Annotated in this window: 25 protein-coding genes and 1 tRNA gene; 16 read left to right on the top strand and 10 right to left on the bottom strand. The window is 46.4% G+C overall.

Annotated elements, in window-relative coordinates:
* Window positions 1-24 precede the first annotated feature (24 nt).
* The 5 genes from U0358_RS03830 to U0358_RS03810 form a co-directional block, all read right to left on the bottom strand.
* A complete protein-coding gene (locus U0358_RS03830; protein WP_322407130.1) occupies window positions 25-1,386 on the bottom strand; it encodes a sigma-54-dependent transcriptional regulator in 1,362 nt (453 codons plus the stop codon).
* Complete coding sequence (locus U0358_RS03825; protein ID WP_322407129.1) at window positions 1,379-2,386, bottom strand: sensor histidine kinase; 1,008 nt, start codon at window positions 2,384-2,386, stop codon at window positions 1,379-1,381. Before U0358_RS03825 ends, U0358_RS03830 begins: the two co-directional genes overlap by 8 nt.
* Before the next feature lie 118 nt (window positions 2,387-2,504).
* Window positions 2,505-3,941 (bottom strand): sigma-54 dependent transcriptional regulator, encoded by a 1,437-nt coding sequence (locus tag U0358_RS03820; RefSeq protein ID WP_317498238.1) that lies wholly within the window; start codon window positions 3,939-3,941, stop codon window positions 2,505-2,507.
* Between the two features lie 21 nt (window positions 3,942-3,962).
* On the bottom strand, window positions 3,963-4,490 hold the full coding sequence (locus U0358_RS03815) for a DUF1285 domain-containing protein (protein ID WP_317498239.1): 528 nt from the start codon (window positions 4,488-4,490) through the stop codon (window positions 3,963-3,965).
* Window positions 4,491-4,500: 10 nt separating this feature from the next.
* Window positions 4,501-5,124 carry a LuxR C-terminal-related transcriptional regulator gene (locus U0358_RS03810; RefSeq protein ID WP_317498240.1) on the bottom strand — a complete coding sequence of 208 codons (624 nt, stop codon included), beginning with the start codon at window positions 5,122-5,124 and terminating at the stop codon, window positions 4,501-4,503.
* 202 nt (window positions 5,125-5,326) lie between these two features.
* Here U0358_RS03810 and U0358_RS03805 point away from each other — a divergent pair, with 202 nt between their 5' ends.
* From U0358_RS03805 to pdxH, 3 genes are read left to right on the top strand one after another with little or no spacing between them, the layout of a single operon-like run.
* Window positions 5,327-6,979, top strand: coding sequence for an amidohydrolase (locus tag U0358_RS03805; RefSeq protein WP_317498241.1), 1,653 nt, complete (start codon window positions 5,327-5,329; stop codon window positions 6,977-6,979).
* A gap of 15 nt (window positions 6,980-6,994) precedes the next feature.
* On the top strand, window positions 6,995-8,557 hold the full coding sequence (locus tag U0358_RS03800; RefSeq protein ID WP_317498242.1) for a DUF3369 domain-containing protein: 1,563 nt from the start codon (window positions 6,995-6,997) through the stop codon (window positions 8,555-8,557).
* A 17-nt stretch (window positions 8,558-8,574) separates the two neighbouring features.
* On the top strand, window positions 8,575-9,213 hold the full coding sequence (pdxH, locus tag U0358_RS03795) for a pyridoxamine 5'-phosphate oxidase (RefSeq protein WP_317498243.1): 639 nt from the start codon (window positions 8,575-8,577) through the stop codon (window positions 9,211-9,213).
* Here pdxH and U0358_RS03790 read toward each other — a convergent pair.
* Window positions 9,194-10,264, bottom strand: a complete 1,071-nt coding sequence (locus tag U0358_RS03790; RefSeq protein WP_317498244.1) for an Ldh family oxidoreductase — start codon at window positions 10,262-10,264, stop codon at window positions 9,194-9,196. The two genes, pdxH and U0358_RS03790, sit on opposite strands and share 20 nt — an antisense overlap.
* A gap of 71 nt (window positions 10,265-10,335) precedes the next feature.
* On the opposite strand from U0358_RS03790, the gene U0358_RS03785 reads away from it, so the two are divergent.
* The 5 genes from U0358_RS03785 (at window position 10,336) to U0358_RS03765 (ending at window position 15,801) form a co-directional block, all read left to right on the top strand.
* Entirely contained in the window at window positions 10,336-11,370 is a 1,035-nt protein-coding gene (locus tag U0358_RS03785) for an ATP-dependent 6-phosphofructokinase (RefSeq protein WP_317498245.1), read from the top strand.
* Between the two features lie 18 nt (window positions 11,371-11,388).
* Window positions 11,389-12,315 (top strand): agmatinase, encoded by a 927-nt coding sequence (gene speB, locus U0358_RS03780; protein ID WP_322407128.1) that lies wholly within the window; start codon window positions 11,389-11,391, stop codon window positions 12,313-12,315.
* Window position 12,316: 1 nt separating this feature from the next.
* Window positions 12,317-14,227, top strand: a complete 1,911-nt coding sequence (speA, locus tag U0358_RS03775; RefSeq protein ID WP_317498247.1) for a biosynthetic arginine decarboxylase — start codon at window positions 12,317-12,319, stop codon at window positions 14,225-14,227.
* 103 nt (window positions 14,228-14,330) lie between these two features.
* Window positions 14,331-14,406 (top strand) — tRNA-Phe (locus tag U0358_RS03770).
* A gap of 165 nt (window positions 14,407-14,571) precedes the next feature.
* The gene (locus tag U0358_RS03765) at window positions 14,572-15,801 is read left to right on the top strand and encodes an integrase domain-containing protein (protein WP_322407127.1); all 1,230 of its coding nucleotides are present in this window, start codon (window positions 14,572-14,574) and stop codon (window positions 15,799-15,801) included.
* A 46-nt stretch (window positions 15,802-15,847) separates the two neighbouring features.
* Here the strand turns inward: U0358_RS03765 and U0358_RS03760 are convergent, their stop codons facing one another.
* A complete protein-coding gene (locus U0358_RS03760) occupies window positions 15,848-17,092 on the bottom strand; it encodes a hypothetical protein (RefSeq protein WP_322407126.1) in 1,245 nt (414 codons plus the stop codon).
* 154 nt (window positions 17,093-17,246) lie between these two features.
* Between U0358_RS03760 and U0358_RS03755 the strand changes: the two genes are divergently transcribed.
* The 3 genes from U0358_RS03755 to U0358_RS03745 all read left to right on the top strand — a co-directional run bounded on the left by U0358_RS03755 (window position 17,247) and on the right by U0358_RS03745 (window position 20,109).
* Window positions 17,247-17,474 (top strand): helix-turn-helix transcriptional regulator, encoded by a 228-nt coding sequence (locus U0358_RS03755; protein ID WP_322407125.1) that lies wholly within the window; start codon window positions 17,247-17,249, stop codon window positions 17,472-17,474.
* A complete protein-coding gene (locus tag U0358_RS03750; RefSeq protein WP_322407124.1) occupies window positions 17,464-18,954 on the top strand; it encodes a YfjI family protein in 1,491 nt (496 codons plus the stop codon). The genes U0358_RS03755 and U0358_RS03750 overlap by 11 nt, the downstream gene beginning before the upstream one ends.
* A 483-nt stretch (window positions 18,955-19,437) precedes the next feature.
* Entirely contained in the window at window positions 19,438-20,109 is a 672-nt protein-coding gene (locus U0358_RS03745) for a YagK/YfjJ domain-containing protein (protein WP_322407123.1), read from the top strand.
* A gap of 88 nt (window positions 20,110-20,197) precedes the next feature.
* Here the strand turns inward: U0358_RS03745 and radC are convergent, their stop codons facing one another.
* Window positions 20,198-20,671, bottom strand: a complete 474-nt coding sequence (radC, locus tag U0358_RS03740) for a RadC family protein (protein ID WP_286682648.1) — start codon at window positions 20,669-20,671, stop codon at window positions 20,198-20,200.
* A gap of 128 nt (window positions 20,672-20,799) precedes the next feature.
* Between radC and U0358_RS03735 the strand changes: the two genes are divergently transcribed.
* The 5 genes from U0358_RS03735 (at window position 20,800) to U0358_RS03715 (ending at window position 23,429) form a co-directional block, all read left to right on the top strand.
* Window positions 20,800-21,006, top strand: a complete 207-nt coding sequence (locus tag U0358_RS03735) for an AlpA family transcriptional regulator (RefSeq protein ID WP_322407122.1) — start codon at window positions 20,800-20,802, stop codon at window positions 21,004-21,006.
* Between the two features lie 44 nt (window positions 21,007-21,050).
* Complete coding sequence (locus U0358_RS03730) at window positions 21,051-21,560, top strand: hypothetical protein (protein ID WP_322407121.1); 510 nt, start codon at window positions 21,051-21,053, stop codon at window positions 21,558-21,560.
* 119 nt (window positions 21,561-21,679) lie between these two features.
* Window positions 21,680-21,841 carry a hypothetical protein gene (locus U0358_RS03725; protein ID WP_322407120.1) on the top strand — a complete coding sequence of 54 codons (162 nt, stop codon included), beginning with the start codon at window positions 21,680-21,682 and terminating at the stop codon, window positions 21,839-21,841.
* Window positions 21,842-22,713: 872 nt separating this feature from the next.
* Window positions 22,714-23,025, top strand: coding sequence for a hypothetical protein (locus tag U0358_RS03720; RefSeq protein WP_322407119.1), 312 nt, complete (start codon window positions 22,714-22,716; stop codon window positions 23,023-23,025).
* Window positions 23,025-23,429 carry a protein-export chaperone SecB gene (locus U0358_RS03715; protein WP_322407118.1) on the top strand — a complete coding sequence of 135 codons (405 nt, stop codon included), beginning with the start codon at window positions 23,025-23,027 and terminating at the stop codon, window positions 23,427-23,429. Before U0358_RS03720 ends, U0358_RS03715 begins: the two co-directional genes overlap by 1 nt.
* A 70-nt stretch (window positions 23,430-23,499) precedes the next feature.
* Here U0358_RS03715 and U0358_RS03710 read toward each other — a convergent pair whose 3' ends face one another.
* Together U0358_RS03710 and U0358_RS03705 are read right to left on the bottom strand one after the other, a co-directional pair.
* Entirely contained in the window at window positions 23,500-23,832 is a 333-nt protein-coding gene (locus U0358_RS03710) for a LytR/AlgR family response regulator transcription factor (protein ID WP_322407117.1), read from the bottom strand.
* Between the two features lie 11 nt (window positions 23,833-23,843).
* A complete protein-coding gene (locus U0358_RS03705) occupies window positions 23,844-24,221 on the bottom strand; it encodes a PM1101 family membrane protein (protein ID WP_034821469.1) in 378 nt (125 codons plus the stop codon).
* Window positions 24,222-24,247 lie beyond the last annotated feature (26 nt).

Genomic DNA, 24,247 nt, shown 5'->3' with positions numbered 1-24,247 from the left:
TGGACAAGGTATTTCAAGACCGTATTATGAGCCGGTCAGAGTCAGCCCCTGTTCCCGAATTTTCGCAAGCTTGTAGCGCAACGTGCGAGGACTAATCCCAAGCTCATCGGCAACAGGTTGGCGTTTCCCCTGATGCCGTTGCAGCGCCTCTTTGATAATTTGGTATTCCTGATGGAAAAGTGACTCATCGAGGTTTTCCGACTTATCTTCAGGCGTCTCCACCTGCTCCGGAAACACACTAACGGTTTCCACCGCGTCATTTAGTTCCAGCATAAGGTCCTGTGGCTGAATTTCCCCATCGCGATGCAACACCAGAGCTCTTTGCACTACATTTTCCAGCTCCCGAACGTTGCCCGGCCAGGAATAGCGCTTTAACTGTTGAACTGCTGCGGCGGAGAAATTGACGGGCGTTTTAATACCGGAACGTTGTTTATGTCGCTGCAATAAATTTTCTGCCAGAGGAACGATATCCGCAGGTCGTTCACGTAGAGACTTCCAATGCAGAGGAAACACGTTCAGCCGATACATTAAATCTTCGCGTAATAGCCCTTCGCGCACCGCCTGTTGTAAATCTCGGTTAGAGGTAGCTATTAACCGGACATCCAACTGTATGGTTTTACGTGACCCCAGACGCTCAACCTGGCGCTCCTGAATGACTCGTAACAGCTTAGCCTGCAAGTGCATAGCCATTTCAGTCACTTCATCGAGCAGCAAAGTACCGCCCTGAGCCAGTTCAAATTTACCGGGCGAAGACTGATTAGCGCCCGTAAAGGCACCTTTCTCATAACCAAATAACATCGATTCCAGCATGTTCTCGGGTATGGCTGCGCAGTTAATAGCAATAAAGGGCCCATCTGAGCGACCCGAGTGCTGGTGAATATAACGCGCCAGCACTTCTTTACCGGTACCACTAGGCCCGGTGACCATAACGCTCGCTTCACTACCCGCAACTTTTCGTGCCATAGCCAGCACGGCCTGGCTGGAATCTTCTTCTGCTACCGGCTCAATATCGTTAATTGCACCATCGGGCAAATAACGCTGCACCAGTGTTTGTAGCTTTTCAATTGAAAACGGCTTAGTCAGATAATCGACAGCGCCTTCACGCATAGCAACGACTGCGTCATCCACCTTTGCAAAGGCCGTCATCATAATAACCGGAATGTCGTATTGCTGATTATTCATGCTGCGCAATAACTGTAAGCCATCAATTCCCGGCATTTGTACATCGCTGATAACCAGCGCCACGGATTCTTTTTTCAGAATAAGCAAGGCTTCTTCGCCATTAGCGGCTTCCAGGCACTGACAATCAGCCAGTTCCAGCGTATCGATAATTGCTTCACGCAGCGATACGTCATCTTCAACAACCAATACTTGTCGCTCAGCCATAACGTACCTCTTTCATTCTATTTTCTGACCACTCATATACCGGCAGTACTAAGGTAAAACGACTGCCTTTATTTGGTTGGCTTTCCCAGTCAATTAAACCGTTGTGTGCTTTTATCACTGTTTGGACAACCGCCAGACCTAAACCGGTGCCGTTTGATTTTTCAGTAAAAAATGGAGTGAATACACTGTCTTTTTTTTCAGCCGGAATGCCGCAACCAGAGTCAATAACAGAAACTTTCCAGTTGCCATCATCAACATCGGTTTTTAATAACACTTCCTGTCCGGGCGGGCTGGCATCAACAGCGTTGTTAACCAGATTCTGTATTGCCCCGACCAGAGCGGTCTGATTGGCTCGCAACATCACACCAAAGTCAGGATCAATACAATTAATTTTCACCTGATGCTGCTCAGCGTAACTTTCTGTGTTGATCAGAACTTGCTGGATCAGGCTATTAGTACTGAGCTCTTCCAGCATGGGTTGATCGCCGCTTTTGGCAAACAGCAACATGTCGTTGACTTGTTGTTCCAACGAATGCAGGCGCGACAATAACTTACCGGAAAAACGCTGTTGTTTGACCGCAGAAATACTCCCCTGCTTTAGGTTCTGCGCATAAAGAATAGCGGCAGACAGTGGTGTTCTTATCTGATGCGCCAGCGAAGCCACCATTTTGCCCATCGAAGACAGCCGCTGTAAGTGACTGATGCGGTTTTGCAGACGCCGCGTCTCAGTCAAATCAGTCAAAACAATAAGCTGCCCTGGTTTTTCGTTAACAACTGAAGTGTCTAAACGAACCCGTCGCCCGTTACGCAAAGACACTTCGTGCCAGTCATCCGCTTTGGGAGCAAATAGTTCACTTACCAGCTCGCGCCATAAAAAGTTTTTCAGCGGGTGCCCTAAAAGGCTCGTGGCGTTGTCATTGCAATAATCCACGACTCCATGACTGTCCAGTAAAATAACAGCGTTAGGCATGGCATCAATAATTTGATGATAGGTGGCCATACTGACATCTCCAGTTAACAACTATGGAGAAGATAATGCAAAATAGATGCCAGTATAATTCTCTTTATTATCAGAAGGTTAAGATTTTTGGCATTGTCAAAAGACTGACGCTTTGAGTTTAATCTTTCTGAATTCCGTACTTTTTCATTTTCTCAACTAAGGTTGTACGGCGCATACTGAGTAAGTCGGCCGCTTTAGCAACCACCCAGTCAGATTTATCCAGTGCCTGCGCTATCATCCCTGTTTCTATTTCGGTTAGCATATCTTTCAGATTAACGCCGTCATCAGGCAGTTCGGAGTCCATGGGGCCCGCTACTTCGTCATCAAGTTCTTCATCTGACTCACTGAAAATGGCACTCAGCGCTTCGCGCTCAAGCATTTCTTCGGGGTAATCCGGGGTTGGCGCATCATGTTCAACATGCTGATACTTGGGCGGTAAATCGGGCACGTCAACCAGGCTGTCTGGGTGCATTATGGTCAAGCGTTCTATCAGGTTAGTCAATTCCCTTACGTTGCCCGGCCAGCGATGATAGGACAGCGATTCCAGCGCTCGTTCAGTAAAACGTACCCCAACGCCACGCTCTTTTTTAAAACGCTGAGTCAGCTCCTGCAACAGTAACGGCACATCTTCCTGACGTTCGCGCAGAGCCGGAACTTCAATAGGAAAAACATTCAGGCGGTAATACAAGTCTTCACGGAATTTGCCGTCAATGATCATCTGTTCCAGCTCGCGGTGAGTCGCCGCCACTACTCGTACATCGGCGGTAATGCTTTTACTGCCCCCCACACGTTCAAAGGTGCGTTCTTGCAAAACTCGCAACAGTTTTACCTGCATGGGCAATGGCATATCGCCAATTTCATCCAGAAACAAGGTGCCCCCCTGAGCCAATTCGAAGCGCCCTTTACGCGCACCGATGGCGCCGGTAAAAGCGCCTTTCTCATGCCCAAACAACTCACTTTCTAATAAGTCTCCGGGAATTGCACCACAATTCACCGGCACGAAAGGTCCGTTACTGCGTCCGGACATATCATGAACACCACGTGCCACGACTTCTTTACCCGTACCAGATTCTCCCAGAATCAAGACATTTGCATCGGTCACGGCTACCTGCTCGATCAGTTGACGCACATGCTTCATTGTACGCCCGTTACCCACCAGAGTTTGCTCTAGCTTACCGCTGCCTGGATGCCGTTTTCTTGCCGCTTTGGTCGGCATTTGCTGGTGGTAAGCCTGACAGTAATGCAGCATGCTGGACAAACTGGCGTAATCGAATGACTTTTCCAAAGGACCAATGACGTTCGCTTTCTGTAATGCGTTATGCTGATCGTCAATAGCACAGATAAAAGGCAGATGTGGCGCATCACTGGCTAATTGATGCAAATTATCGATACCATTACCGGCGATCACACAGAATGCATCTGCAGCACGAAGCTTTAGAGTGTCTGAGGGAGATATGACTTCAACGGTTTCACCAATAAAGGTCAGTACCGTTTCAAAATGCTGACGACGCTCTGGTTGCTGTTCAATCAGATAGACTATTCTTGTTTTTGTCATAGACGAGTTTACCGCAACGTCCTATTCCACATTTCCTAACACAAAGGTTTCACCCGCACTGGACAGATACCACTGTTCTTGACCATCGACAATTCTTGACTCTGCGTGTGAAACCCACTGATAGAATACATTGCGATGTACTCTCGCTGTTAATCCTCGTTGCATCACAATGTAGGGCACGCCGTTTTTCATTGTGAGCGAATGTTCAGAGCTCAATACCAGAGTATCACCGATGTTAGTCGTTAGCAGTAATAATTGCTGACCATTCTCTTCTAGTTGACGCCAGTCAACGACGACAAAGGGCGTGTCTTCAACCGTAATTTTAACTTTTTCGGCAGGTGTTATTAAAAAATACTCGCCGTCTTCAACCACCAAAACAGACGCAAAGAGTTTCACCAATGCAGAGCGTTTTATCTGGCTGCCCTGATAAAACCAGTCACCATTTGAGGCAATATAAATGGGGATCTCACCACAATACGGAGGATCCCACAACTCGGTTGGTGCATGTTGATGTTTTTCTAATTCAGAAATTAATTGGTTAAGTGACATAAATTGAAACTTAGTCGACCAACTTTTTCTGTCTCAGTAAATACCAAAGCGTCGCTTCAGTGCGGTTTGATACTTTTATGGCTTTGAATATTGCCGACAAATGCACACGAATAGTGCCTTCAGTAATACCCAGAATATTTGCAATCTCTTTATTTGAAAGCCCCTGAGCCAACAATTGCATTATTTCCAGCTGACGCGGTGATAAAAAGCTCTCTGCCCCACTGGACTTGTCTCTTGGTTCATTCAAGTGAGGGTCATCAGGAATGTGACGGTCGCCGTTCAGTAAAGCCCGAATGGCCAGTTTAGCCTGCTCCGCTGAACTGTCTTTTGGTAAGTAGCTGCGAACTCCGGCAGCCAGCACCTGGCGAACTTCCGAAATCGAGCGCGGCCGTGTAAACAACACAATGTGCGTACGGGGAGCCACTTTTTTCAGGCGTTGCAGCGCAGGTCGAATTTCGGCGTCAGGTAAGTCCATTTCCAAAAAAATCAAATCATAATCATCGGCCGATAAATAACTCTCAGCAATCTCAAACGAGTCGGCTTCATATATTGAAGGTTGATTCGCATAGTTTGTGAGAATTTGTATAAGACCTGCGCGCATAAAAAACTGCGGGTCAATAATTAGAACTTTCATCTTGAGATCCAAAATAACGCTTATTCAATTAACTTTTAGCATACCGAAAATATAACAGACAGCAAGTTTTTTAAGGACAATACCGATTTTGAAAAAAGCTAATGTTAACTTAGTTAACAAAAAAATTAGCGAACGCCTAGTCGCTTGTACAGTAAAAACGCTATAGTGTTGCCTAAGTTATTCTCTAGGGAGTTTTATCTTTATGCGACGTATTACCTGCCTGATTATCGGCCTAAGCTTATCGGCTTCAGTCATTGCCGACACATTGTATACCAACATGAAAGGCTACACCCTTACCAGCCCCGCTGGCGAACAAGCGGTATTGCAGCAGTTTTCGACCATGCTGGTTGAAAATGGAAAGATTCAGGCCATTGGCGGTAACTCACTTGCTGAACGTTTTACTGAAACAGAAGAAACCGTTGATATGCAGGGAAAAACCGTTCTTCCGGGGTTAACTGATGCCCATGGACATATCCAGAGCCTGGGCACCAGCTTATTACAGGTAGATTTGCGCGACACGGAATCAGTCGCCTCCGCAGTTAAGAAAGTGCACACCTATGCTGGCGAGCAGCCAGAAATGGAATGGATAACCGGCCGAGGCTGGAATCAGGAACAGTGGCAACAAAAGGTCTTCCCCAGTGCAGCTCATCTGGATGAAGTGGTCACTGACCGTCCGGTTTGGTTAATACGCGTCGATGCCCACGCAGGCTGGGCCAACAGCGAAGCATTACGTCGTGCAGGAATAGATAAAGACACTGTAGCCCCGGAAGGCGGTGAAATTGTTCGTGACGAACAAGGCAACCCCACCGGTGTGCTGGTCGACAATGCAATGCAATTGGTAGAGGATATTATTCCCGAACCATCGCTTCAGCAACAACGAGCCGCTTACGAACTCGCTTTTGAGCACCTAATTAAACTGGGCATTACCAGTGTCCATGACGCCGGTATTAATGCTGACGAAATTTCCGTTTACAAAGGGTTGCATCATCAGGGGCGTATGCCTCTCAGAGTCTATGGCATGATAGCCGCTACGGAACCTAAGCTGGCGCAGCTTTTGGCAGAGGGCCCTTACGAAAGTGCTGACCAGAAACTGACCATTCGTAGCGTTAAAATATACGCCGACGGCGCTTTAGGGAGCCGTGGAGCAGCTTTGCTGGAAGACTACAGTGACGACCATGGAAACCATGGTCTGATGGTCACGTCAGAGGAAAAAATTCGCGATCTGTACGAGCTTATCATTCCTCATGGCTTCCAGATAAATACTCACGCCATTGGTGACCGGGCAAATCGTGTTGTGCTGGATAACCTCGCAGAAGTGTATAATGAACTTGGTGGTCGCAATTTACGTAACCGCATAGAGCATGCGCAAATTGTACATCCGGACGATTTAAAGCGTTTTAACACACTTAATTTAGTTGCTTCCATGCAGCCTACGCATGCCACCAGTGACAAGAATATGGCAGAGGACCGTCTTGGCTCGGAGCGGATGGCGGGTGCTTATGCCTGGCAAACACTGCTGGATCAGGGCACGGTTATTGCTGCCGGCTCGGACTTCCCGGTAGAACTAGCCAACCCGTTTTACGGACTGCATGCAGCGGTAACCCGACAAGATCGCGATGATATGCCAGCCGGAGGTTGGTATGCTGAAGAGAAAATGAGCCTGCAGCAAGCGCTACGCTCCTTTACCATAGATGCCGCTTACAGTGCCTGGCAGGAAAAATCTCTGGGCTCGCTGGAACCCGGTAAATGGGCTGACTTTATTGTTGTAGAGCAAGACCCATTTGCCGTCGATAGCAGTGATATCTGGCAAACTCAGGTTGAACAAACTTACGTTGCAGGCGAGCGAGTTTATTAACAGGGACGCATAAGTATGAACGATGACTTTCTCTTTTCTGATGACGAACCTGATACAGCGGAAGAAGACGTATCAGAACCGTATAATATTCTCATTGTTGATGACGACGAAGAGATACACACCATCACCAAAATGGCGTTAGGTGAATTTAAACTCGATGGTCGTCCGCTGAAGTTTCACTCGGTTTATTCCGGTGAAGACGCTATTGCGTTTTTACAGGACAACAACGATATCGCCATGATGTTGCTGGACGTCGTGATGGAAACCGATCACGCCGGACTCGATGTTGCGCAATGGGTACGCGAGACCCGGAAAAACCGGTTGATAAGAATTGTTCTGCGAACTGGCCAGCCGGGGCAGGCTCCCGAAGAAGATGTCATTGCCCGTTATGATATTGATGACTATAAAGAAAAAACCGAATTGACCTACCGCAAGCTGGTTACCCTAATGTATTCTTGCTTGCGGGCTTATCGCGACTTAAACGCCATTGAGCGCAACAAACGCGGGCTGGAAAAAGTCATTAACGCGTCGGCAGAAGTGTTTTCTGCCCGCTCAATGCAAGCCTTATGTCAGGGCATACTGGAGCAACTTGTCGCGCTAATTACCCTGTCTGATGACGCCATGTATTGCCGCATTGATGCGCTGACTGCCAGCTCGGATACTGACGACCCATTTGAGATTATTGGCGGCACTGGCGAATATGAAGAGGCTGTAGGACAACCCGTACACGGTGAAATTGACTGGGGCATTGTCCGGCCCATGCAGCAAAGTCCGCAGAATGTTGATTTTCGTATTGTTGACGGTAATTACTACGGTCTGTACAAAACCAGCAGCTCGCGTCAGTACTTACTTTTTATTCGTGGTGTCAGGGACTTATCTGAGCTGGATCAAAATCTGCTGGGGCTTTTTGTGAATAATAGCTCCATTGCCATAGATAACCTGCAAGCGACAGAGAACGAGCGGGAAGCACAACGAGAACTGCTTTATAGTGTTGGCGAAGCCATTGAAAAACATTCTATTGATGAGATTAGCCACCATGTTAAACGTTCCGCCGAAATGGCCGGTCAGCTGGCGATATTCTCAGGCGCAACTCAAGAACAGGCTGAGGCATTAAAACAAGCCGCTTCCGTTTATGATATCGGTAAAGTCTCTGTGCAAATGGAGTTAGCTCAACGCGCCGATGTATTGAGTATTCACGAATACGAAGAAATTATGCAAAAAGTCATTAAAGGCCATGATTATTTACGCCAGACGGACTCAGCGGTCGCTAAAGTAGCAGCTCTTATTGCGCAGGATATTCATGAACGTTGGAATGGCTCGGGCTTTCCCAGCCAGAAATCGGCAAAGGCAATTGACCTTAACGCCCGAATTCTGACTATTACCAGTCACTTTGATGCACTGCGAACGCAGCGCAATTATCGTGATGCAAAAGAATCTGAAGATGCCGCAGAGTATCTGTTACAGCACAGCGGTAAGTTCTTTGATCCAGAGCTGGTGGGACTTATGCTGGACAATCTGGATGCGATGGAAAAAATACGTCAGCGCTTCCTGGACAAAAAACAGGATACGCACCTTTAGTCCATTAAGGAGAGGTCATGGATTTACAAGCAATGCGTCGGGAATACGGGTTAGGCAGCCTGCACCGCGAGCAACTGGAAGCCGACCCGGTAAAGCAATTTGAAAAGTGGATGCAGCAGGCAATAGGCAGCGACTTATTGAGTGATCCTACCGCCATGACGCTGGCAACGGTGAACGATGAACACATGCCCAGCCAGCGTATCGTGCTGCTTAAAGGTTACGACCATACCGGGTTTCGGTTTTATACCAACAAAAGCAGCCACAAAGGCCAGGACATAAGCGAGAACTCTCAAGTTGCCCTGCACTTCGCCTGGCTGCCCTTAGAGCGGCAAATTAGTATTATCGGCAATGCGGTGCCACTTGATGATGAAGATAACGACCGTTACTTTCACTCTCGCCCGAAAGAGAGTCAGGTTGCGGCGCTTGCGTCACAACAAAGCCGCCCGGTAGAAAGTCGCGACGTACTGGAAAGCCACTATCAGTCACTTCTGAAAGACTATGAGAACACTGAAGTTCCGCGCCCTCAAAGCTGGGGCGGCTATTGTGTTCATCCTAAGCAATTTGAATTTTGGCAAGGCGGCCAGCACCGTTTGCACGACCGCTATCAGTACAGCAAAGACCGCGAAAACTGGCGTATTACCCGTTTACAGCCTTAGGCAAGTCCACACCACAAAATTCGGCGCAGCGCTGCAACACTTTTAAAGTAGCGCTGCTGTAGGAAACTCCCTGCTGCAGTTGCTCGCGTTTACGCTGCTGCGCCGCTTCTCCCGGAATACGCACCGGTTGTTCAGGAACCGCAGGGGCACTTTTACGACTGTCGGCTAATAAGTCATCGACCTGCTGTAAAAATTTCTGCTTTTCACCAAAAGCTTCTGGGTCAATCACTTGTACCCATATTGAGTTCGCATCGCCGTCCTCACTGCCTTGTCTGCGGCCGTACTGACTTAATGCCATGGACCAAACCTCACTGAATAAAGTTAACCCATAACCTTTATAACCCAATTGTTCGCCGCCCAGTGGGGCTATTGAACTGCCCGGTGACTCAAAGAAAGTAAGCGGATCATCTGTCCACTCCCCGTCGGGTTTTATTAAAGCTTTATAAGGCAGACGAGTACCATTAGCTTTAGCCTGTCGCACCTTGCCTGCCGCCGTCATAGAGAAGCTGATATCAAAGAGTAAAGGCTCCTTCGAGCTTGGCACCCCAACTGCAAAAGGATTTGGAGAAAACACCGCTTCTTTACCACCAAAAGGCGCGACCGCACGCTGTCCGGGAGTCGAGCACATTAAACTCACTACCAGCCCCTGGTCTGTAGCAATACTTAAATAGGCCGCGAGCGCCGCAACGTGTTGACTCCGGCGTACAACAACGGTACCGGTACCCGCTTGCTCCGCCATTTTGCAGGCCGCATCAATAGCCTGCGGCACCACGTAAGGTCCGGGCAAAAACTGCGCGTCCCAGTTAGCGACCGCAGCGCGCTCACTCAGCACCACCGGCTGGCCTTTTGCCAGACTCTTACCGTCGCGCAGCCACTGGCAATTGTTTAACAGGCGAATTAACCCATGAGTACTAAACCCGAGCAAATCGCCTTCCAGCAGGTAATATCCAACGTTACGCGCCACCTCACCCGAAGCCCCTGCTTCCGTTAAACAGGCACGCGCCCAGTCCGATAATTCTGAATAATCAAAACGTACAACATCAGTGCTCATGAAATTTCCTCTTGGTCACGGCATGCAGGTCGTTTAAGCTACGCATAAGACATTATCAAGGAGTAGAGATTGTGTCATCTGTTAACACAATAAACCGCATAGCCATTATAACCAGTGGTGGCGATGCCCCCGGTATGAACGCCGCACTCCGTGCCGTGGTTCTCGCTGCTGAACACTATGGTATTGAAGTCATGGGATTTCGCCATGGCTATGAAGGCCTGCTGAATAACGACTTTGTAAAACTTGACCGCGAAGACGTTGAACACATATTGCAGTATTCCGGCACTATCATTAAAAGTGCCCGCAGCGAGCGCTTTAAAAGCGAAGAAGGCGGACGGGAGGCTGCAATGAATTTAGATGCCCACCAAATTGATGCCTTTATCGTTATTGGTGGCGACGGTTCATTCCGCGGCGCTGAGCATCTGACTAACTTCTGGAAAGGTCCCATTGTCGGTATTCCGGGAACCATCGATAATGATCTCTTTGGCACCGATAACACTATTGGCTATGACACAGCAGTAGAAACCGCTATGGATGCGTTGGATAAAATTCGCGATACTGCCGAGGCCATGGACCGAGTCTTTATTGTCGAAGTTATGGGCCGCAACGCTGGCTATATCGGCATTAGCAGCGCTATGGCTTGTGGTGCAGAGCGGATGATTCTGCCCGAGTTACAGAAAGACAAACCATTAACGGTTGACGCGCTGGTTAAGCACATTGAGTCAGTACAGCGAGTTCGCGGTGACTCGAGCTACGTCATGGTGTTATGCGAACACCAGTGGCCCGGTGGCGCAGTCCGACTTGCAGAACAGTTAGAAGATCGTCTTAACTTACCTTGTCGTCCCTGTTTACTTGGGCACGTTCAGCGAGGTGGACGCCCTACGGCTATGGATCGTATTTTAGGTACTCGTCTGGGGGTACACGCCGTTGAGTTAGTCCGGCAACAGAAAACCGGTGTTATGGCTGGTGTTACCGCGAATGAACTCAGTGAAACGCCATTCGCTGACACCTGGACGCAACGTAAAAAATTGAGCGAAGAGTTAATTAATATTCAACAAAGTCTGTTTAATCCGATCAAAAAAGATCGCAGCAAATCGACAAAGTAAGAGAGGTCTGCAACAACAATGCCCCTAACGCCACTAACGGTGCCACTACCCGTACCATTAAATGACCCAAGCCGCCCGTTTTTTGGCGCGGAACACAGCACCGATTTACACCCGGGACATACCCATATTCTGGGGTTTGGTTTTGATGGTACCGCCTGTTTCCGTAAAGGCACCAAAGAAGGCCCGGACGGTTTACGCGCCGTTTCCGAGGACATTGAGTCTTACTCGCCTTACCTTGACGCCGACTTAGAAGATCAAACCTTCTACGACTTAGGCAACCTGCGGCTGGGTTTTGATGACGACGAAGAAAAACAGTGGCATCACGCGGTTCAAGACTTTAATGCCATTTTTGACTCGCTTGATCTAGCACAGGAAAAAATCAAACTGCTGACCTTAGGTGGCGAGCATTCTATTTCGTATGCACCTATCGTTAAGTACTTAAAGCAATATCCCGATATGGTTTTGCTGCACCTGGATGCTCACGCTGATTTACGTGATGGTTTCCTCGGTTACCATTATTCGCACGCGTCCATTATTCGTCGTTCTGTCGACCATTTCGGGCCCGGCCATGAGCTGATTCAGTATGGTATTCGCTCCGGTACACGCGACGAGTACCAATGGATGAAAGAACACAAAACCATTCGCAGCTCGCGCAAAGACTTTCTCGACAGTGTTGAGGCTATTGCCAAAGACCGCCCTGTATACCTGACATTGGATCTCGATTATTTTGATCCTTCTTTTTTACCGGGCACAGGAACTCCTGAACCGGGAGGCGAAGACTTCCATTCCTTTGTCAGCCTGATGAAACTGTTGCGCCAAAAGAACCTGGTCGGTGCCGACGTAGTCGAGTTGTCTCCACAAATAGACCCAACCGGCAATTCCGACGTGTTCGCCGCAAAAATTGTGCGCGAATTATTACTCGTATTACAACAGTCGGGAGCCTGAAATGTCAGACTGGAATATTGATCAAGCAGAAGAGCTGTACGGCGTTAATCGCTGGGGCGCGGGATATTTTTCCATTGGCGAGAGTGGCAACATTCAAATTCGACCGAACCACCGCTTACCCGACGTGACCATCGATATGAAAGAGGTGGTGGATGAAATTATTTCGGAAGGCATCCCATTCCCGGCCGTTATTCGCTTTCACGACATTCTGCGCTCACAGGTTGAGATTATTAACGAAACCTTTGGTAAACAGATAGAAGAAGCCAACTACCAGGGGCAATATTGCGGCGTGTTCCCGATAAAAGTTAACCAAATGCGGGAAGTAGTCGAAGAAATCATGGACGCAGGTGAACCCTACAATTACGGTCTGGAAGCGGGTTCTAAGCCAGAGTTAATGGCGGTAATGGCGTACAACGATAACCCCGACGCGTTGACCATTCTTAATGGCTACAAAGACAAAGACTATCTGACTCTGGCGCTCCTCGGGCGTCAACTAAAACGTAAGATGATCATTGTTATTGAGAAATTCAGTGAACTGGAAATGCTGATTCCGTTGGCTAAGAAAATGGGTGTTGAACCCATGATTGGTTTGCGCTCAAAAATGATGGTAAAAAGTTCCGGAAAATGGGCAGGCTCCAGTGGTGATCGGGCTAAGTTTGGTCTGAGTATTGCCGAAATCCTGAATGTTGTTGAACGCCTGCGTAAAGAAAACATGCTGCATTGCGCTAAGCTGCTGCATTTCCATATTGGTAGCCAACTGTCCGATATTCGTAAAATTAAAGAAGCGGTCAACGAAGGCGCGCGTTTATACGCCAAATTAGTGCAGGAGGGCGTGCCTTTAGAGTATCTAGATATTGGGGGCGGCTTAGGCATTGATTACGACGGTACCAGTACCACCAGCGACTCTTCGCGTAACTACTCCACAGAAGAGTACGTTGCTGACGTTGTCTGGGGTGTAAAACAAATTTGTGACCTGGAAAAGGTACCCCACCCTAACCTGGTCAGCGAGAGCGGCCGCGCTATGACCGCGCACCATAGCTGTGTGGTCACTAACATTGTCGGTGAAATGAAGCCCGGCGGAACGGAGTTCGATATCAGCGCCAGCGGTGACGAACACATTTTAGTTAAAAATATGCGCGAACTGCACAGCTCGGGCGACCAGTTCCACCCGCAGGAGCGTTACAACGACGCTGCCGGTTACAAACAAAATGCTTATGAAGCTTTTAAGTTGGGCATTTTATCGCTGAATGAAATGGCCAAACTGGATACCATGTACTGGCAAATATTGGCAGATATCCACTATTCATTGGATAAAGATACCTATGTAATGCAGGAACTGGAAGAGCTGGACGACATGCTTGCCAGCCAGTACCTGTGTAATTTTTCGGTGTTCCAGTCGGCGGCAGATACCTGGGCCATTGGGCAAGTGCTTCCAGTCGTGCCTATTTCGCGGCTAAACGAACAGCCAGAAGTGCGCTGCTCAATTGTCGATATCACTTGCGATAGTGACGGTAAACTCAGTAAGTACATTGAAGGCACCGAAATTAGCGATCATATTCCCATGCATAACCTGCGCAAAGGCGAAGACTACCATGTGGGCTTATTCCTGACTGGCGCATATCAGGACGTTATGGGCGACATGCATAACCTGTTTGGCCGCTTAACCGAAGTGCATGTGTACTGCCACGACGACGAACCCGGCGATTTCTATATTGAAGAAGTTGTCCCAGGGACATCGGCTGAAAAAGTACTACAAACCATGCAGTACAATACCGAGTACATGGCCAAAACGGTGAAAAAACAAATAGACCGTCAAGTACGTAAAGGTTCAATGGCGCCGCGCGAAGGTGTCCGCTGGACAAATTTTTACGAGCATTGTTTAGCCGGCAGCACCTATCTTCGTGTTGAATAATTCACCAAAACAACCGCTTAGTGTGCAATTACTGAGCAAACAGTAGAAAAGGTACAAAAAGCGGTTGACTCGAAACTGAAAAAAACGTTTAATACGCCTCGTTGCCCGGATAGCTCAGTCGGTAGAGCAGAGGATTGAAAATCCTCGTGTCGGTGGTTCGATTCCGCCTCCGGGCACCACCATCCCTTCCAATGCCGTCCATACTTGTACTTTAAGCCTTTATTAATCAAGTACTTGGACGGGGTTGGAGTCTTTTTTAGTCCTTTCTGGTTCAGTAACATCCACACTTTTTAGTACACTGTTTAGTAACACAGAACAAAATGTACTAAAGGCGTGTTACTAAAATGGCTCGTATAACTAAACCGTTAAGTGCTCGAGAAGTCAGTGAAGCTAAGCCTAAAGACAAAGAATACAATCTTTATGATGGGCAAGGACTTCAACTAAGAGTTAAACCTTCTGGTAAGAAGGTTTGGGTCTTTAATTATTTTGAGCCTTTCACTAAACGCCGCAGAAATTTAACGCTTGGTACTTTCCCTGATTTGTCTCTAGCGCTAGCACGTGAAAAGCGCCAGCAAAATAGGGAGCTACTCGCCCAGGATATCGATCCCATATCTCATCGTGACGAGCAATTCGAGGCAAAGCGGGCTGCCGCTGGCAATACATTCAAAGCAGTAGCTGAGCGTTGGTTCGAGATACACAGCAAGGACTTAAAGCCTGGCACAGCTCAAAAGCTCTGGCGCTCGCTAGAGAATGACGTGTTCCCACGAATCGGATCAATCCCCATTAAGCAGTTAACGGCACCGAAAGCCATAGAAGCCATTGAGGCACTTACCAAACGCAATAGCTTTGAAATGGCACGTAAGGTCGCTCGCCGGATGAATAACGTAATGTCTTTCGCCTGTAACGTCGGTTACATCAAACATAACCCTCTTACAGGGATTAAAAAGGTGATCCCATCATCAGATGTTAAGAACATGCCAACACTGGCTCCTGATGAGTTACCGGAGCTCATGCGAGCTTTAAACTTTGCCAATATTAAATACGTGACACGTTGCTTGATTGAATGGCAACTGCATACCATGGTCCGTCCAGGTGAGGCCGTGCAAGCCCGCTGGGAAGAAATCGATTTCGATAAAGCCATATGGGCGATCCCCGCTGAACGAATGAAAATGGCACGCCCTCACGAAGTACCATTAACTAAGCAGTCACTAGCATTGCTGGAGTTCATGCAGCCATTGAGTGGCCATAGAGAGTTCATATTCCCTTCCGATAGGGCTCCCCTAAGGCATGCTAATAAAGAAACCGCTAACAGGGCACTCAAGCGCATGGGCTTCGAGGGACGCCTGGTTGCTCACGGACTAAGAGCACTAGCCAGCACAACTCTTAACGAGCAGGGCTTTGACAGAGACGTGATTGAAGTTGCGCTGGCGCATAAGGACAAAGACAAAATTCGAGCGGCATATAACCGCGCCACTTACATGAAGCAGCGCCGGGAAATGATGGAATGGTGGTCTGGGCATATTGAGAAGGCTTCTACGGGCTCTTTAAGTCTGGCAACGTTAATAACTCGCTAGCTTATTTTTTGTAGCTCAAACAGTTAAGCACTTTCGTGTACTTCCTTTACGGTTTTGTTTTTCCTGCTTGTTTAGCGTTATAAGCTCTGTAGTAGTCTACCTTTTGAATACAGTATTCTGTTAGGTCGTAATCGGCCTCCATCTCTCTAATAACCGTTTCTTGAACCTCAAGCGTATCACCATATTTGAGAGCTTTATATTCTACGTTACGGGAGTTCTCCTCAATTTGCTTCCGTTTTTCCAAGCTATTCGCGTCTAATGCGCTCAAATCTTCAACTACCAGCTCATCAAACTTACTGAAATAATGTGTCAACTTCTTTGGCGCTTCTTTTCTCATGACCTGGATTATCGAACGAATTAAAGACCGCCTAGAATCCCATTCTAGGTCTGCAATATTCATCTTGTCCCATAGCCTAAGGCCCACAGCTCTTCTACAATTATCCTTCTCTACAGTCCAACCCTGCCTACTCATTCTGGTTGAGCGTGATTCCAAGTTATCAACTTTAGTGCCTTTGGCTCCATGATTACTATCATCATAAATTGACTTGAATTTTTTTAGAGCCACCGAAGCTCTCTTGCTTATTCTTCTATCAACATAGACCCTGACCGAATCAATAGTCCTTTCACCAACGTATTGTTTACCCGGTTCATCCCAAAGCTCCTTAACTTCTCTCTCAATCTGATAGAAAGAATCTCCGACGTTGTAATTAATAACCATGTCCCACTCAATATCAACACTGCCCGGAATATCAGAAGCCAAAACCTTAATACCCGAATCGTCTTTCCCCATACGCGGGTGTGCCAGGAAACTTAAAAACTCGATATCAACTTCATCCTCGCTACCATCGTTGACGTACACGTCCCAACTGATGGATGAGTCTGGCACTGAATAGAATAGAGTTGGTAAGAAGCCGAGTATGTGAGTCCAATCATTTAATCTTTCTATTAGCGACAATTCATCCTCGTCAAGCTCACTTATCGAGTAGCCATGCCTACCTATCAAAAGGTCATACGTATCGTGCGAGAAAATATCTTGATGATTTGCCTTCCGATAAAGATATACCAGGCAGTTACAAAATTGATGAAACGATTTTTGGCCTAAAATGTTTTTACTCACTGAGCCTTTCAGTTTCAACTGAACATCTTTGAAAAGGTCGATCAGCCGGGTTAGATTCAGCTCAAACTCGCTTGCTATTTCTTGGTTTGACTTAAGTAGGCTGTAGAAATGTCGGTGAGCATACTGAAACCTCCACCACTCTTCTTGCTCAACCGCTGACTTTGAATTATCCAAAATACCCCCCTAAAAGCATAAACCTTTGATTATTAAATGTTTTTATTTTTACTTTTTTTCACATTTTCCCTCCCATACTGAACAGCTTTCTTTCTTTCTTAGCTTGCGTTCTACTCATTTACGCATTGAGCCATTTTTTGAAAAGGGAGGCAGTATGCAACAACAAACTAAATTACCAAGTCGCATTTTACGACTACAGGAGGTCCTTGATTTATTGTCGATTTCAAAATCGTATCACTTTGCGAAGTTAGATAAAAACTCAAAAAGCTACGACCCTACCTACCCAAAACCAATTAATGTTGGTGAACGGTCGGTTCGTTACATCGAGCAAGAAGTCATTGACTGGATCAACGCACGTAAGGAGAAAAGAAATGTTAACTAAAGGTGTACCAAACTTATCAAAACCAAACAGAGATCTTAGTAATGGGTTATTCCATAGTCCAATTACACAAGGTGTAGTGAACTCGCTGACCTCTACTGTACAAGCTCCAAGCGAGCTAATTTTACAGGCGGTATTAGGCGCTATTTCCACAGCAGCACAAGGGCAGGTTGATGTTGAGAGAATATATGGAGGCTCAGGACCAACGTCGCTATTTTTATGCGTCATCGCTGAATCTGGAGAGAGAAAAACAGGTGTAGCGACTAAAGTGTTCAAACCCATTATTGACTTTGAAAGAAAAGAGGCAAAGAAATACGCAGAAAAGCAGGAAGTTTATGAACTTGAACTAGAGATTTTTAATGACAAAAAGAAGCTGATAAAGAAAAAACTTAGTCAGGCTATGAAGACAGGCAAAAAGGAGGCAATAGAAAGCGCAGAAGCAGAACTCTTGGCTTTACAACGTAAAAAGCCTAAAGAACCAATCAAATCACAGTTTATTTTCGAAGACGGTACGCCAGAATCAGTTCAGTCTGACATGAGTAAAGGCAATGGTAACGCGGCGATGGTCTCTAACGAAGGAGGTACAGTCTTTGGCGGCCCGATAGCCAGAGATCTCGCTTTTTTAAACAGCCAATGGTCAGGAGAGTCGTTTACAGTTAACCGTAAAACATCGGAGAGCTTTATTCTCGACAATACGAGACTGACACTCTCCATTTTAATTCAGCCAAGCGCGATTGAGACGTTTCTTCACAAGAAGGGAGTCGAAGCAATAGGTATTGGTTTCTTGGGGCGATTCCTTTTTTGCAACCCACTAACGACTCAAGGAACGCGATTTTTAGACCCATTTAGGGTCGAATCTAAGGAGGGTTACGAACGTTACGTTGAGAGAATGGAAGAAATACTGGCTGAGAATTTCACGACCAACCAAACTCGGCATGTTATCGAGTTTTCTGACGAAGCAAAAGCCTATGCTCAAGACCTTTACAACGAAATTGAGCTTGGCTTGCAAGTCAACGGACGTTTTCAATATGCAAAAGATCACGGTAATAAGCTGCTTGAAAACATCAGCCGCATTGCCGCATTGCTATCCTATTTTGAGCATGGGAAAGACGAAAAAATAAGCTTAGGGATTCTCCAAGATGCGGAAAGGATTGCGTTTCACTTTTCCGACACTTATCTGAGGTGTTTCCAGACTTATCCTAATTACTTGAAAGATGCATTTGCTCTTCAAGAATATTGCCAAACCAAGCGAGAAAATGGTGAACGGTACATATCAAAAGCGGCAATTAGACGCAGTGGCCCAAGCCGTCTCAGAAATCTAAGAGCGCTCACGCAGGCTGTGGAGTTACTACAAGTATGGGGAGAGCTGAGAGTATGTAATGACCCAACTACTGGATTAGTATATCTCGATTTACAGCCTACCTTTGCTCACGACCCGCATATGTGGAACCGATTCTACAACAAGTATAAAGGCAGTCTTTGACCGTCGAAAGCTTGAATAGCTATGGAGGAAAAATAAACGACATCATAAAACTGAGTACTTTTCAGCGCTGAAACTCTTAAAAAACCGATATTTCTGATATCCGTATCAGAAATATCAGGATTTTCGACCATTTCGATTTGAAATCGGCTCGATAACGGCACTCACTGCGAGGAATTGATCAGCCTCGTAGCATTGCCCAACCGGCAATTTTTTTGCCATTCAAATGCTAACTTCCGAACAACGAGAGTTAGTCAAAATCGTCGAGAAGGCTGTAACTTAAGATCCAAAAGTGCAGCGAATGCCGACAGGTGTTTTCTCGGTAATAGTAATACTTATAACTAACACTGTTTACATCATTCATTGGTACGTCTAGTAACCAATGCTTAGCCAGTGATAGGTAAGCCCCAAGCTTACCGTCTGACTCATGGTTAAAGATTACAGGATCAGATCAGTTATGAGTATTCAATGATCATGGAGCTAATTATGAATTTGCCAACACGTAATCCAATGAATCACAACCAAACACTCTACTACGACAGTTCGTACAGAGGCCTGCCTCTCTGGCCTCAGCATGTGCCTTATATTCAGGAGCCCTTAGATGGTCTGCATGACACAATGACAAGAGCGCTTGATGAACATCCACGTACGCTAGCTGTTCGCTTTGATTTGAAAGTGCCTGTAGCCGGTATTCCTTTACACCTTGAACCGCCAATGGAGCATTTCATCAGAGCTGTGAACCGGAAAGTTAAGGCGAAATATGACAGAGAAAGGTTACTTAAAGGCTCTGCGCATCATTGCACTGTCCGATATGCCCGTAAAGCTGAGCAAAACATACAATCACCATACGAGCATTACCATGTTGTTCTTTTCGTCAACAACGATGTCTTCAGGCAGGTAGGCAACTTGGGACCTGGTGATAACTCAGAGCTGGGGAAAATCATTAGAGATGCCTGGTATAGCACGGGAGGCGTTAACGCTGGCCCTACTGAGTATTTAATTCATGGGTCAACGCCGTCATACCGTCGCTTAAAAGGCCCGTTTAATTCATTCAGTCAGGAAACTCGAGAGGCTTTTAGGCATTACAGCTACTTATGCAAGGAGAGTACAACGCTTTATCAACGTGGACGCCCTGCGTTCACCACTAGCCGCAAATAGGACAAAAAATAAAGCGCCAGCATAAAGCACCAAGCAGCGTAGCAGAGGCCCAGGGATAACCTCTGCTACGTACCTAGCGACAGTACAACTACAACAATCCCCTTTCAGCAAACGAAACCGTATCTTGGCCTACTACGATGTGGTCAAGCACGGGGACGTCTATGTGGTTGAGCGCGTCCTTGATACGCGTGGTCACACGCTTGTCAGCTTCCGATGGCTCAGTCACACCCGATGGATGGTTGTGCGCCAGGATGATGGCAGCGGCGTTTTGCTGAAGCACTTCCTTCATCACTTCACGGGGGTACACCGGGGCAGCGTTAATGGTCCCGAAGAACAGCTCTTTATACTCAATCAGGCGATGCTGTGAGTCCATCAGCATTACAGCGAACACTTCACGTTTTTGATGCGCCAGCTTGTACCTAAGGAAGTCTTTTGCTGCAGATGGGCTGGTGAAGCCCTCGCCCTTTAAAAACTTCGTCTCCAAGATTTCAGACGCTTTATTCAGCACATCAACCTCAGTCATCGGCCCATTCGTTACATACTCAGCGTTTTGCTCGTGCATTTTGTGTCTCCATCTTTTCGATTCTTGAATGCACGTGCGTGATATAGGCCTGAAATTCGGTAGGTTCTCTATTCGCCTTAATTCATCTCAATTCTTACTAATCCTATGACACAAAAAAGGAGAAGCTCATGCGGTTTCTAAGATTAAGCGAGGTTCAAGAACGCGTCGGGCTGGGGCGCACCTCAATTTATAAAATGATGGGGGAAGGCAACTTCCCCAAACCTGTTAACACACTGGGAAGAAATGTTGCCTGGTTAGACTCAGAAATTGATGAGTGGATGATGGACCGTATTGACGAAAAGCGCGGTTTGTCAGTCCCAAGAATTAAGTATTGAGTCTGCCAGGGCTATTTAAACGTCTTAACAACGAGGAAGTCACTATGGAGCTCTCGTTCCTCAACGCAAGTGATATCGTCAAAGCGCACTTAGCGCTACACGGCAAGGTAGAGCCTACGGTGAATACTTCAGCCTTGATAAAAATTACTATCGTTATCGGCAGAAAGTACGATGGTTTCGACGTCAGTCTTGAAACCATCTTTCAGATTGCAGCTGAATACGGCATTCAGCTGGCGCATAACAACTGGCACCCGAATCCAGACAAAGCCGCCGAAACAGCATACTTAACCTGTGTGCTGCATTTGAATCGCTACGGCATCGATATGGACTGCTCTCACCGCGATTTACTTCTTATGATTCGAGACAGCTGGACCCAACCAAATAAACTTGCGGTTCACATGCTCAAAAAATACCTAAACAGCATCGCTGCCAAGTACAATCAGCATTGCCGTACAAACCTGAATTTTCAAGTTGCCGACAGTTCGGTTAGAGAGCCAATGCACTGTCATGAGTTAGCGAATGTTGCATCCCGGCTCGCTGAGAGTTTCAAGTGAGGAGATAGTAACGAACAGAACGTAAGTTTTTAATGAGGACCTATCAATGGGGTTTTAGGATTCGGTATTTGATATTGGCAAGCAAGTCTTTGTCGGAAGGGTCGAAGCAAATTAAGGATGTGAGCAACCGATTAAGTAAGCTCAAGCGAAAAAGCGACAAAGACTTGCTTCGTATGGTAACCGACAAGTCTTGGTCATCGACGGTTTACTCAAAAGACAGAACCATCGCACGCCAAATTCTCAAGTCTCGCGGTTATAACGACGAGCAACTTCGAAAATAATATGCACAAAACTGTATGCTCTAAAAGCATCAAATACCAAAGTAAACTAATTTGGGGCGCGAATGTTAACCTTCGAGGTTACGCTACAAGGGTTGTGTAAACAATTTTACAGTTTGCTACAGAAAGCTTTTGATTGGGTATTGTGATTGATAAAAATATATCCCAATATGAGAACATAAATTACTTGGCATCAATCGTTCTAGCCAGTGGTGGCTGCTCAGTGGCAACAATAAAGCAAATGGTGTAAACTTCGCTACCATTTTGACAAGGCACCAGCAATATCGAAACTGTGGGGGATTCTTTGGACAAGGACTTGTATCATACATGTGAAGCGAATGGAGGCCCTGACATTGTAGCAAAACAAGCTCCTTTTCTTAGTGTAAACAATGAGAGGCAATGGCTCACACAGGGGTACTACTTTTGGATAGAAGACATTCGCTTTGCCCACTTTTGGGGGAAGAATTCAGTAAAGGGTGATTACGCGATCATTCGTTCAAAAGTAAAGCTAGATGACGGGGAGTATTTAGATCTAATTGGTAGCCCGTTGCATATAAGTTACTTTAAGGCTTTAATTAGTAAGTACTTAGAAAAAGTTAGAAAAGAGCTCGATAGTAGGTATGACCCTACAGTCCATGAAGTTATAGCTCATTATAGAAAGTGGGCTGAGAAGCAACCTAGCTTGTTTCCATTCAAAGCTATAAGTTGCTGCGACGACTCTGAAAACTTAAAGCGAAAGTTTATTAAACCTGGTGGTCGAGAGAGGTTAGCTCTCAACGAGAGACAACAACTATGCCTTTTCAAAGGAAATGAAGATTCAATCCACGAGAAGGAGCTAGTACACCCAGAAGACTGGTGTGCGTAAGGAGAGAACAATGGATTTTTTACAGCGAAGTCTGGCATTAGCCGACGAAATTTTAAATGAAAAATCAGCACAAGAATTTGAACAAGAATATCTGAGTTTGAAATGCGGGATAGGTCCCACAGTGTCTAGTTTATTGGTAGAAAACTGTGAGCACAGCGTTTCAAGCTCTTTCGATATATCTACATTGGCATTCGTTAGCGAGCAATTCAAAGTTGCTGGAAACTCTAACCCCAAAACAGTGAAGAGTTTTCGTGTTGTAGGTAAGCACCGCCAGTTTACTGTAGATCTCAACGATGGAACCAACCTTCCTGAGGCTGCTTAATGAAAATTCAGTTTAATGATGGAAAGGTTAGTAGTCTGCATATATCAAGAACAGGATCATCTGATAAAGCAGAAAGTGATATCGAAAACTTTGAAATACAGTCTGGTTTTCCAAGTGAATATCCGAAGGTATACTTAATACTCTTCAAGCTATCTTTAAGAACTCCTTGTGGAGCACTAGTAGACCTAGAATATGAAGCCACCTTCGAAACTGACGAAGAAATAAATGATGATTTTAAGAACTCTCAGTTCATCTTAGTTAATTCGCCTGCCATTGCGTATCCATACCTGCGGGCTTATGTCAGTGCCTTGCTTACTTTGTCTGGTTACGACAATGTCATATTGCCGACAATGAATTTTCAAGCTATGTATAATCAATCTCAAGCTGATAAAGATAGTGAATAGTTACTCCAGCTTTGAAAAAATTTTCATGAGAAAAAATAAGCCCAGGGTGACTTTACCCTGAGCCTATCCCTTAAAATCCAAGCTCAAGCATTAGCTGGCGCTTATAGTTGCCGCCAAGTGGAAGCACTGTTTCGTCAGCCAGTTCGACTTCCTGGTACCGACCCAGCTCTGACAGCAGCTTTCGCAAATGATCACGTTTTACAATATGGCTTCTGTGGATGCGAATGAATCTATCATCCAGTATTTCTTCCATATCCGATAGCGTTGCTCGATGCAGAACTCGCTCGTTGCCAAAGTAAATCTTCACATAATTACCAAACGCCTCCACACGCTCTATTGATGCAACAGCAACAAAACGAACCTCACCAGGACGCGTTTTAACAGCGATAATGTTTCGCTTCATGCTACCCATACCTAGTCCCTTTCCATAACCAGGTCAGCATCGATGCTATTACCACCAGCCAGTCGAATCGACGTTCGCCCCTTTATCGAGTAGTCGTTGTAAATAGCAAACAGCAACGTTGTGCTGAGCCCTATCGCCACAATGGCCGTGATCAGTGAGCCAGTAGATAAGGTTCCGATAATACCTGAGCCCCACCCCAGCGGATTCCAGAAGTTGGTAGCAAAAACCCCAGCTGAACCAACAGCCAACGCAAAGGCACCGGACGATGCTGATTTCAATGTTTTCACGTCATCAGCCAGTGACGCGCTTTTTACAGCTATGGTTTTGTCTTGCCTTTCAATAGCACGCTCTAGCTCTGACTTGGTGTATACGACCGTTACGTTCGACATACATGTTCTCCTAATTGACAGTTAAT

This window comes from Idiomarina sp. PL1-037, assembly GCF_034422975.1.
Lineage (GTDB): Bacteria > Pseudomonadota > Gammaproteobacteria > Enterobacterales > Alteromonadaceae > Idiomarina.
This window is presented reverse-complemented; position numbering and strand designations above follow the sequence as displayed.

What these genes read in the sequence shown, in the direction of transcription:
- U0358_RS03735 (WP_322407122.1), top strand. Translation starts at nt 20,800, where the DNA reads ATGCGGTTTCTAAGATTAAGCGAGGTTCAAGAACGCGTCGGGCTGGGG.
- U0358_RS03765 (WP_322407127.1), top strand. Translation starts at nt 14,572, where the DNA reads ATGGCTCGTATAACTAAACCGTTAAGTGCTCGAGAAGTCAGTGAAGCT.
- U0358_RS03730 (WP_322407121.1), top strand. Translation starts at nt 21,051, where the DNA reads ATGGAGCTCTCGTTCCTCAACGCAAGTGATATCGTCAAAGCGCACTTA.
- U0358_RS03805 (WP_317498241.1), top strand. Translation starts at nt 5,327, where the DNA reads ATGCGACGTATTACCTGCCTGATTATCGGCCTAAGCTTATCGGCTTCA.
- pdxH (WP_317498243.1), top strand. Translation starts at nt 8,575, where the DNA reads ATGGATTTACAAGCAATGCGTCGGGAATACGGGTTAGGCAGCCTGCAC.
- U0358_RS03800 (WP_317498242.1), top strand. Translation starts at nt 6,995, where the DNA reads ATGAACGATGACTTTCTCTTTTCTGATGACGAACCTGATACAGCGGAA.
- U0358_RS03710 (WP_322407117.1), bottom strand. Translation starts at nt 23,832, where the DNA reads ATGAAGCGAAACATTATCGCTGTTAAAACGCGTCCTGGTGAGGTTCGT.
- U0358_RS03745 (WP_322407123.1), top strand. Translation starts at nt 19,438, where the DNA reads ATGAATTTGCCAACACGTAATCCAATGAATCACAACCAAACACTCTAC.
- U0358_RS03830 (WP_322407130.1), bottom strand. Translation starts at nt 1,386, where the DNA reads ATGGCTGAGCGACAAGTATTGGTTGTTGAAGATGACGTATCGCTGCGT.
- radC (WP_286682648.1), bottom strand. Translation starts at nt 20,671, where the DNA reads ATGCACGAGCAAAACGCTGAGTATGTAACGAATGGGCCGATGACTGAG.
- U0358_RS03705 (WP_034821469.1), bottom strand. Translation starts at nt 24,221, where the DNA reads ATGTCGAACGTAACGGTCGTATACACCAAGTCAGAGCTAGAGCGTGCT.
- U0358_RS03815 (WP_317498239.1), bottom strand. Translation starts at nt 4,490, where the DNA reads ATGTCACTTAACCAATTAATTTCTGAATTAGAAAAACATCAACATGCA.
- U0358_RS03810 (WP_317498240.1), bottom strand. Translation starts at nt 5,124, where the DNA reads ATGAAAGTTCTAATTATTGACCCGCAGTTTTTTATGCGCGCAGGTCTT.
- U0358_RS03820 (WP_317498238.1), bottom strand. Translation starts at nt 3,941, where the DNA reads ATGACAAAAACAAGAATAGTCTATCTGATTGAACAGCAACCAGAGCGT.
- U0358_RS03750 (WP_322407124.1), top strand. Translation starts at nt 17,464, where the DNA reads ATGTTAACTAAAGGTGTACCAAACTTATCAAAACCAAACAGAGATCTT.
- speB (WP_322407128.1), top strand. Translation starts at nt 11,389, where the DNA reads ATGCCCCTAACGCCACTAACGGTGCCACTACCCGTACCATTAAATGAC.
- U0358_RS03720 (WP_322407119.1), top strand. Translation starts at nt 22,714, where the DNA reads ATGGATTTTTTACAGCGAAGTCTGGCATTAGCCGACGAAATTTTAAAT.
- speA (WP_317498247.1), top strand. Translation starts at nt 12,317, where the DNA reads ATGTCAGACTGGAATATTGATCAAGCAGAAGAGCTGTACGGCGTTAAT.
- U0358_RS03825 (WP_322407129.1), bottom strand. Translation starts at nt 2,386, where the DNA reads ATGGCCACCTATCATCAAATTATTGATGCCATGCCTAACGCTGTTATT.
- U0358_RS03755 (WP_322407125.1), top strand. Translation starts at nt 17,247, where the DNA reads ATGCAACAACAAACTAAATTACCAAGTCGCATTTTACGACTACAGGAG.
- U0358_RS03790 (WP_317498244.1), bottom strand. Translation starts at nt 10,264, where the DNA reads ATGAGCACTGATGTTGTACGTTTTGATTATTCAGAATTATCGGACTGG.
- U0358_RS03715 (WP_322407118.1), top strand. Translation starts at nt 23,025, where the DNA reads ATGAAAATTCAGTTTAATGATGGAAAGGTTAGTAGTCTGCATATATCA.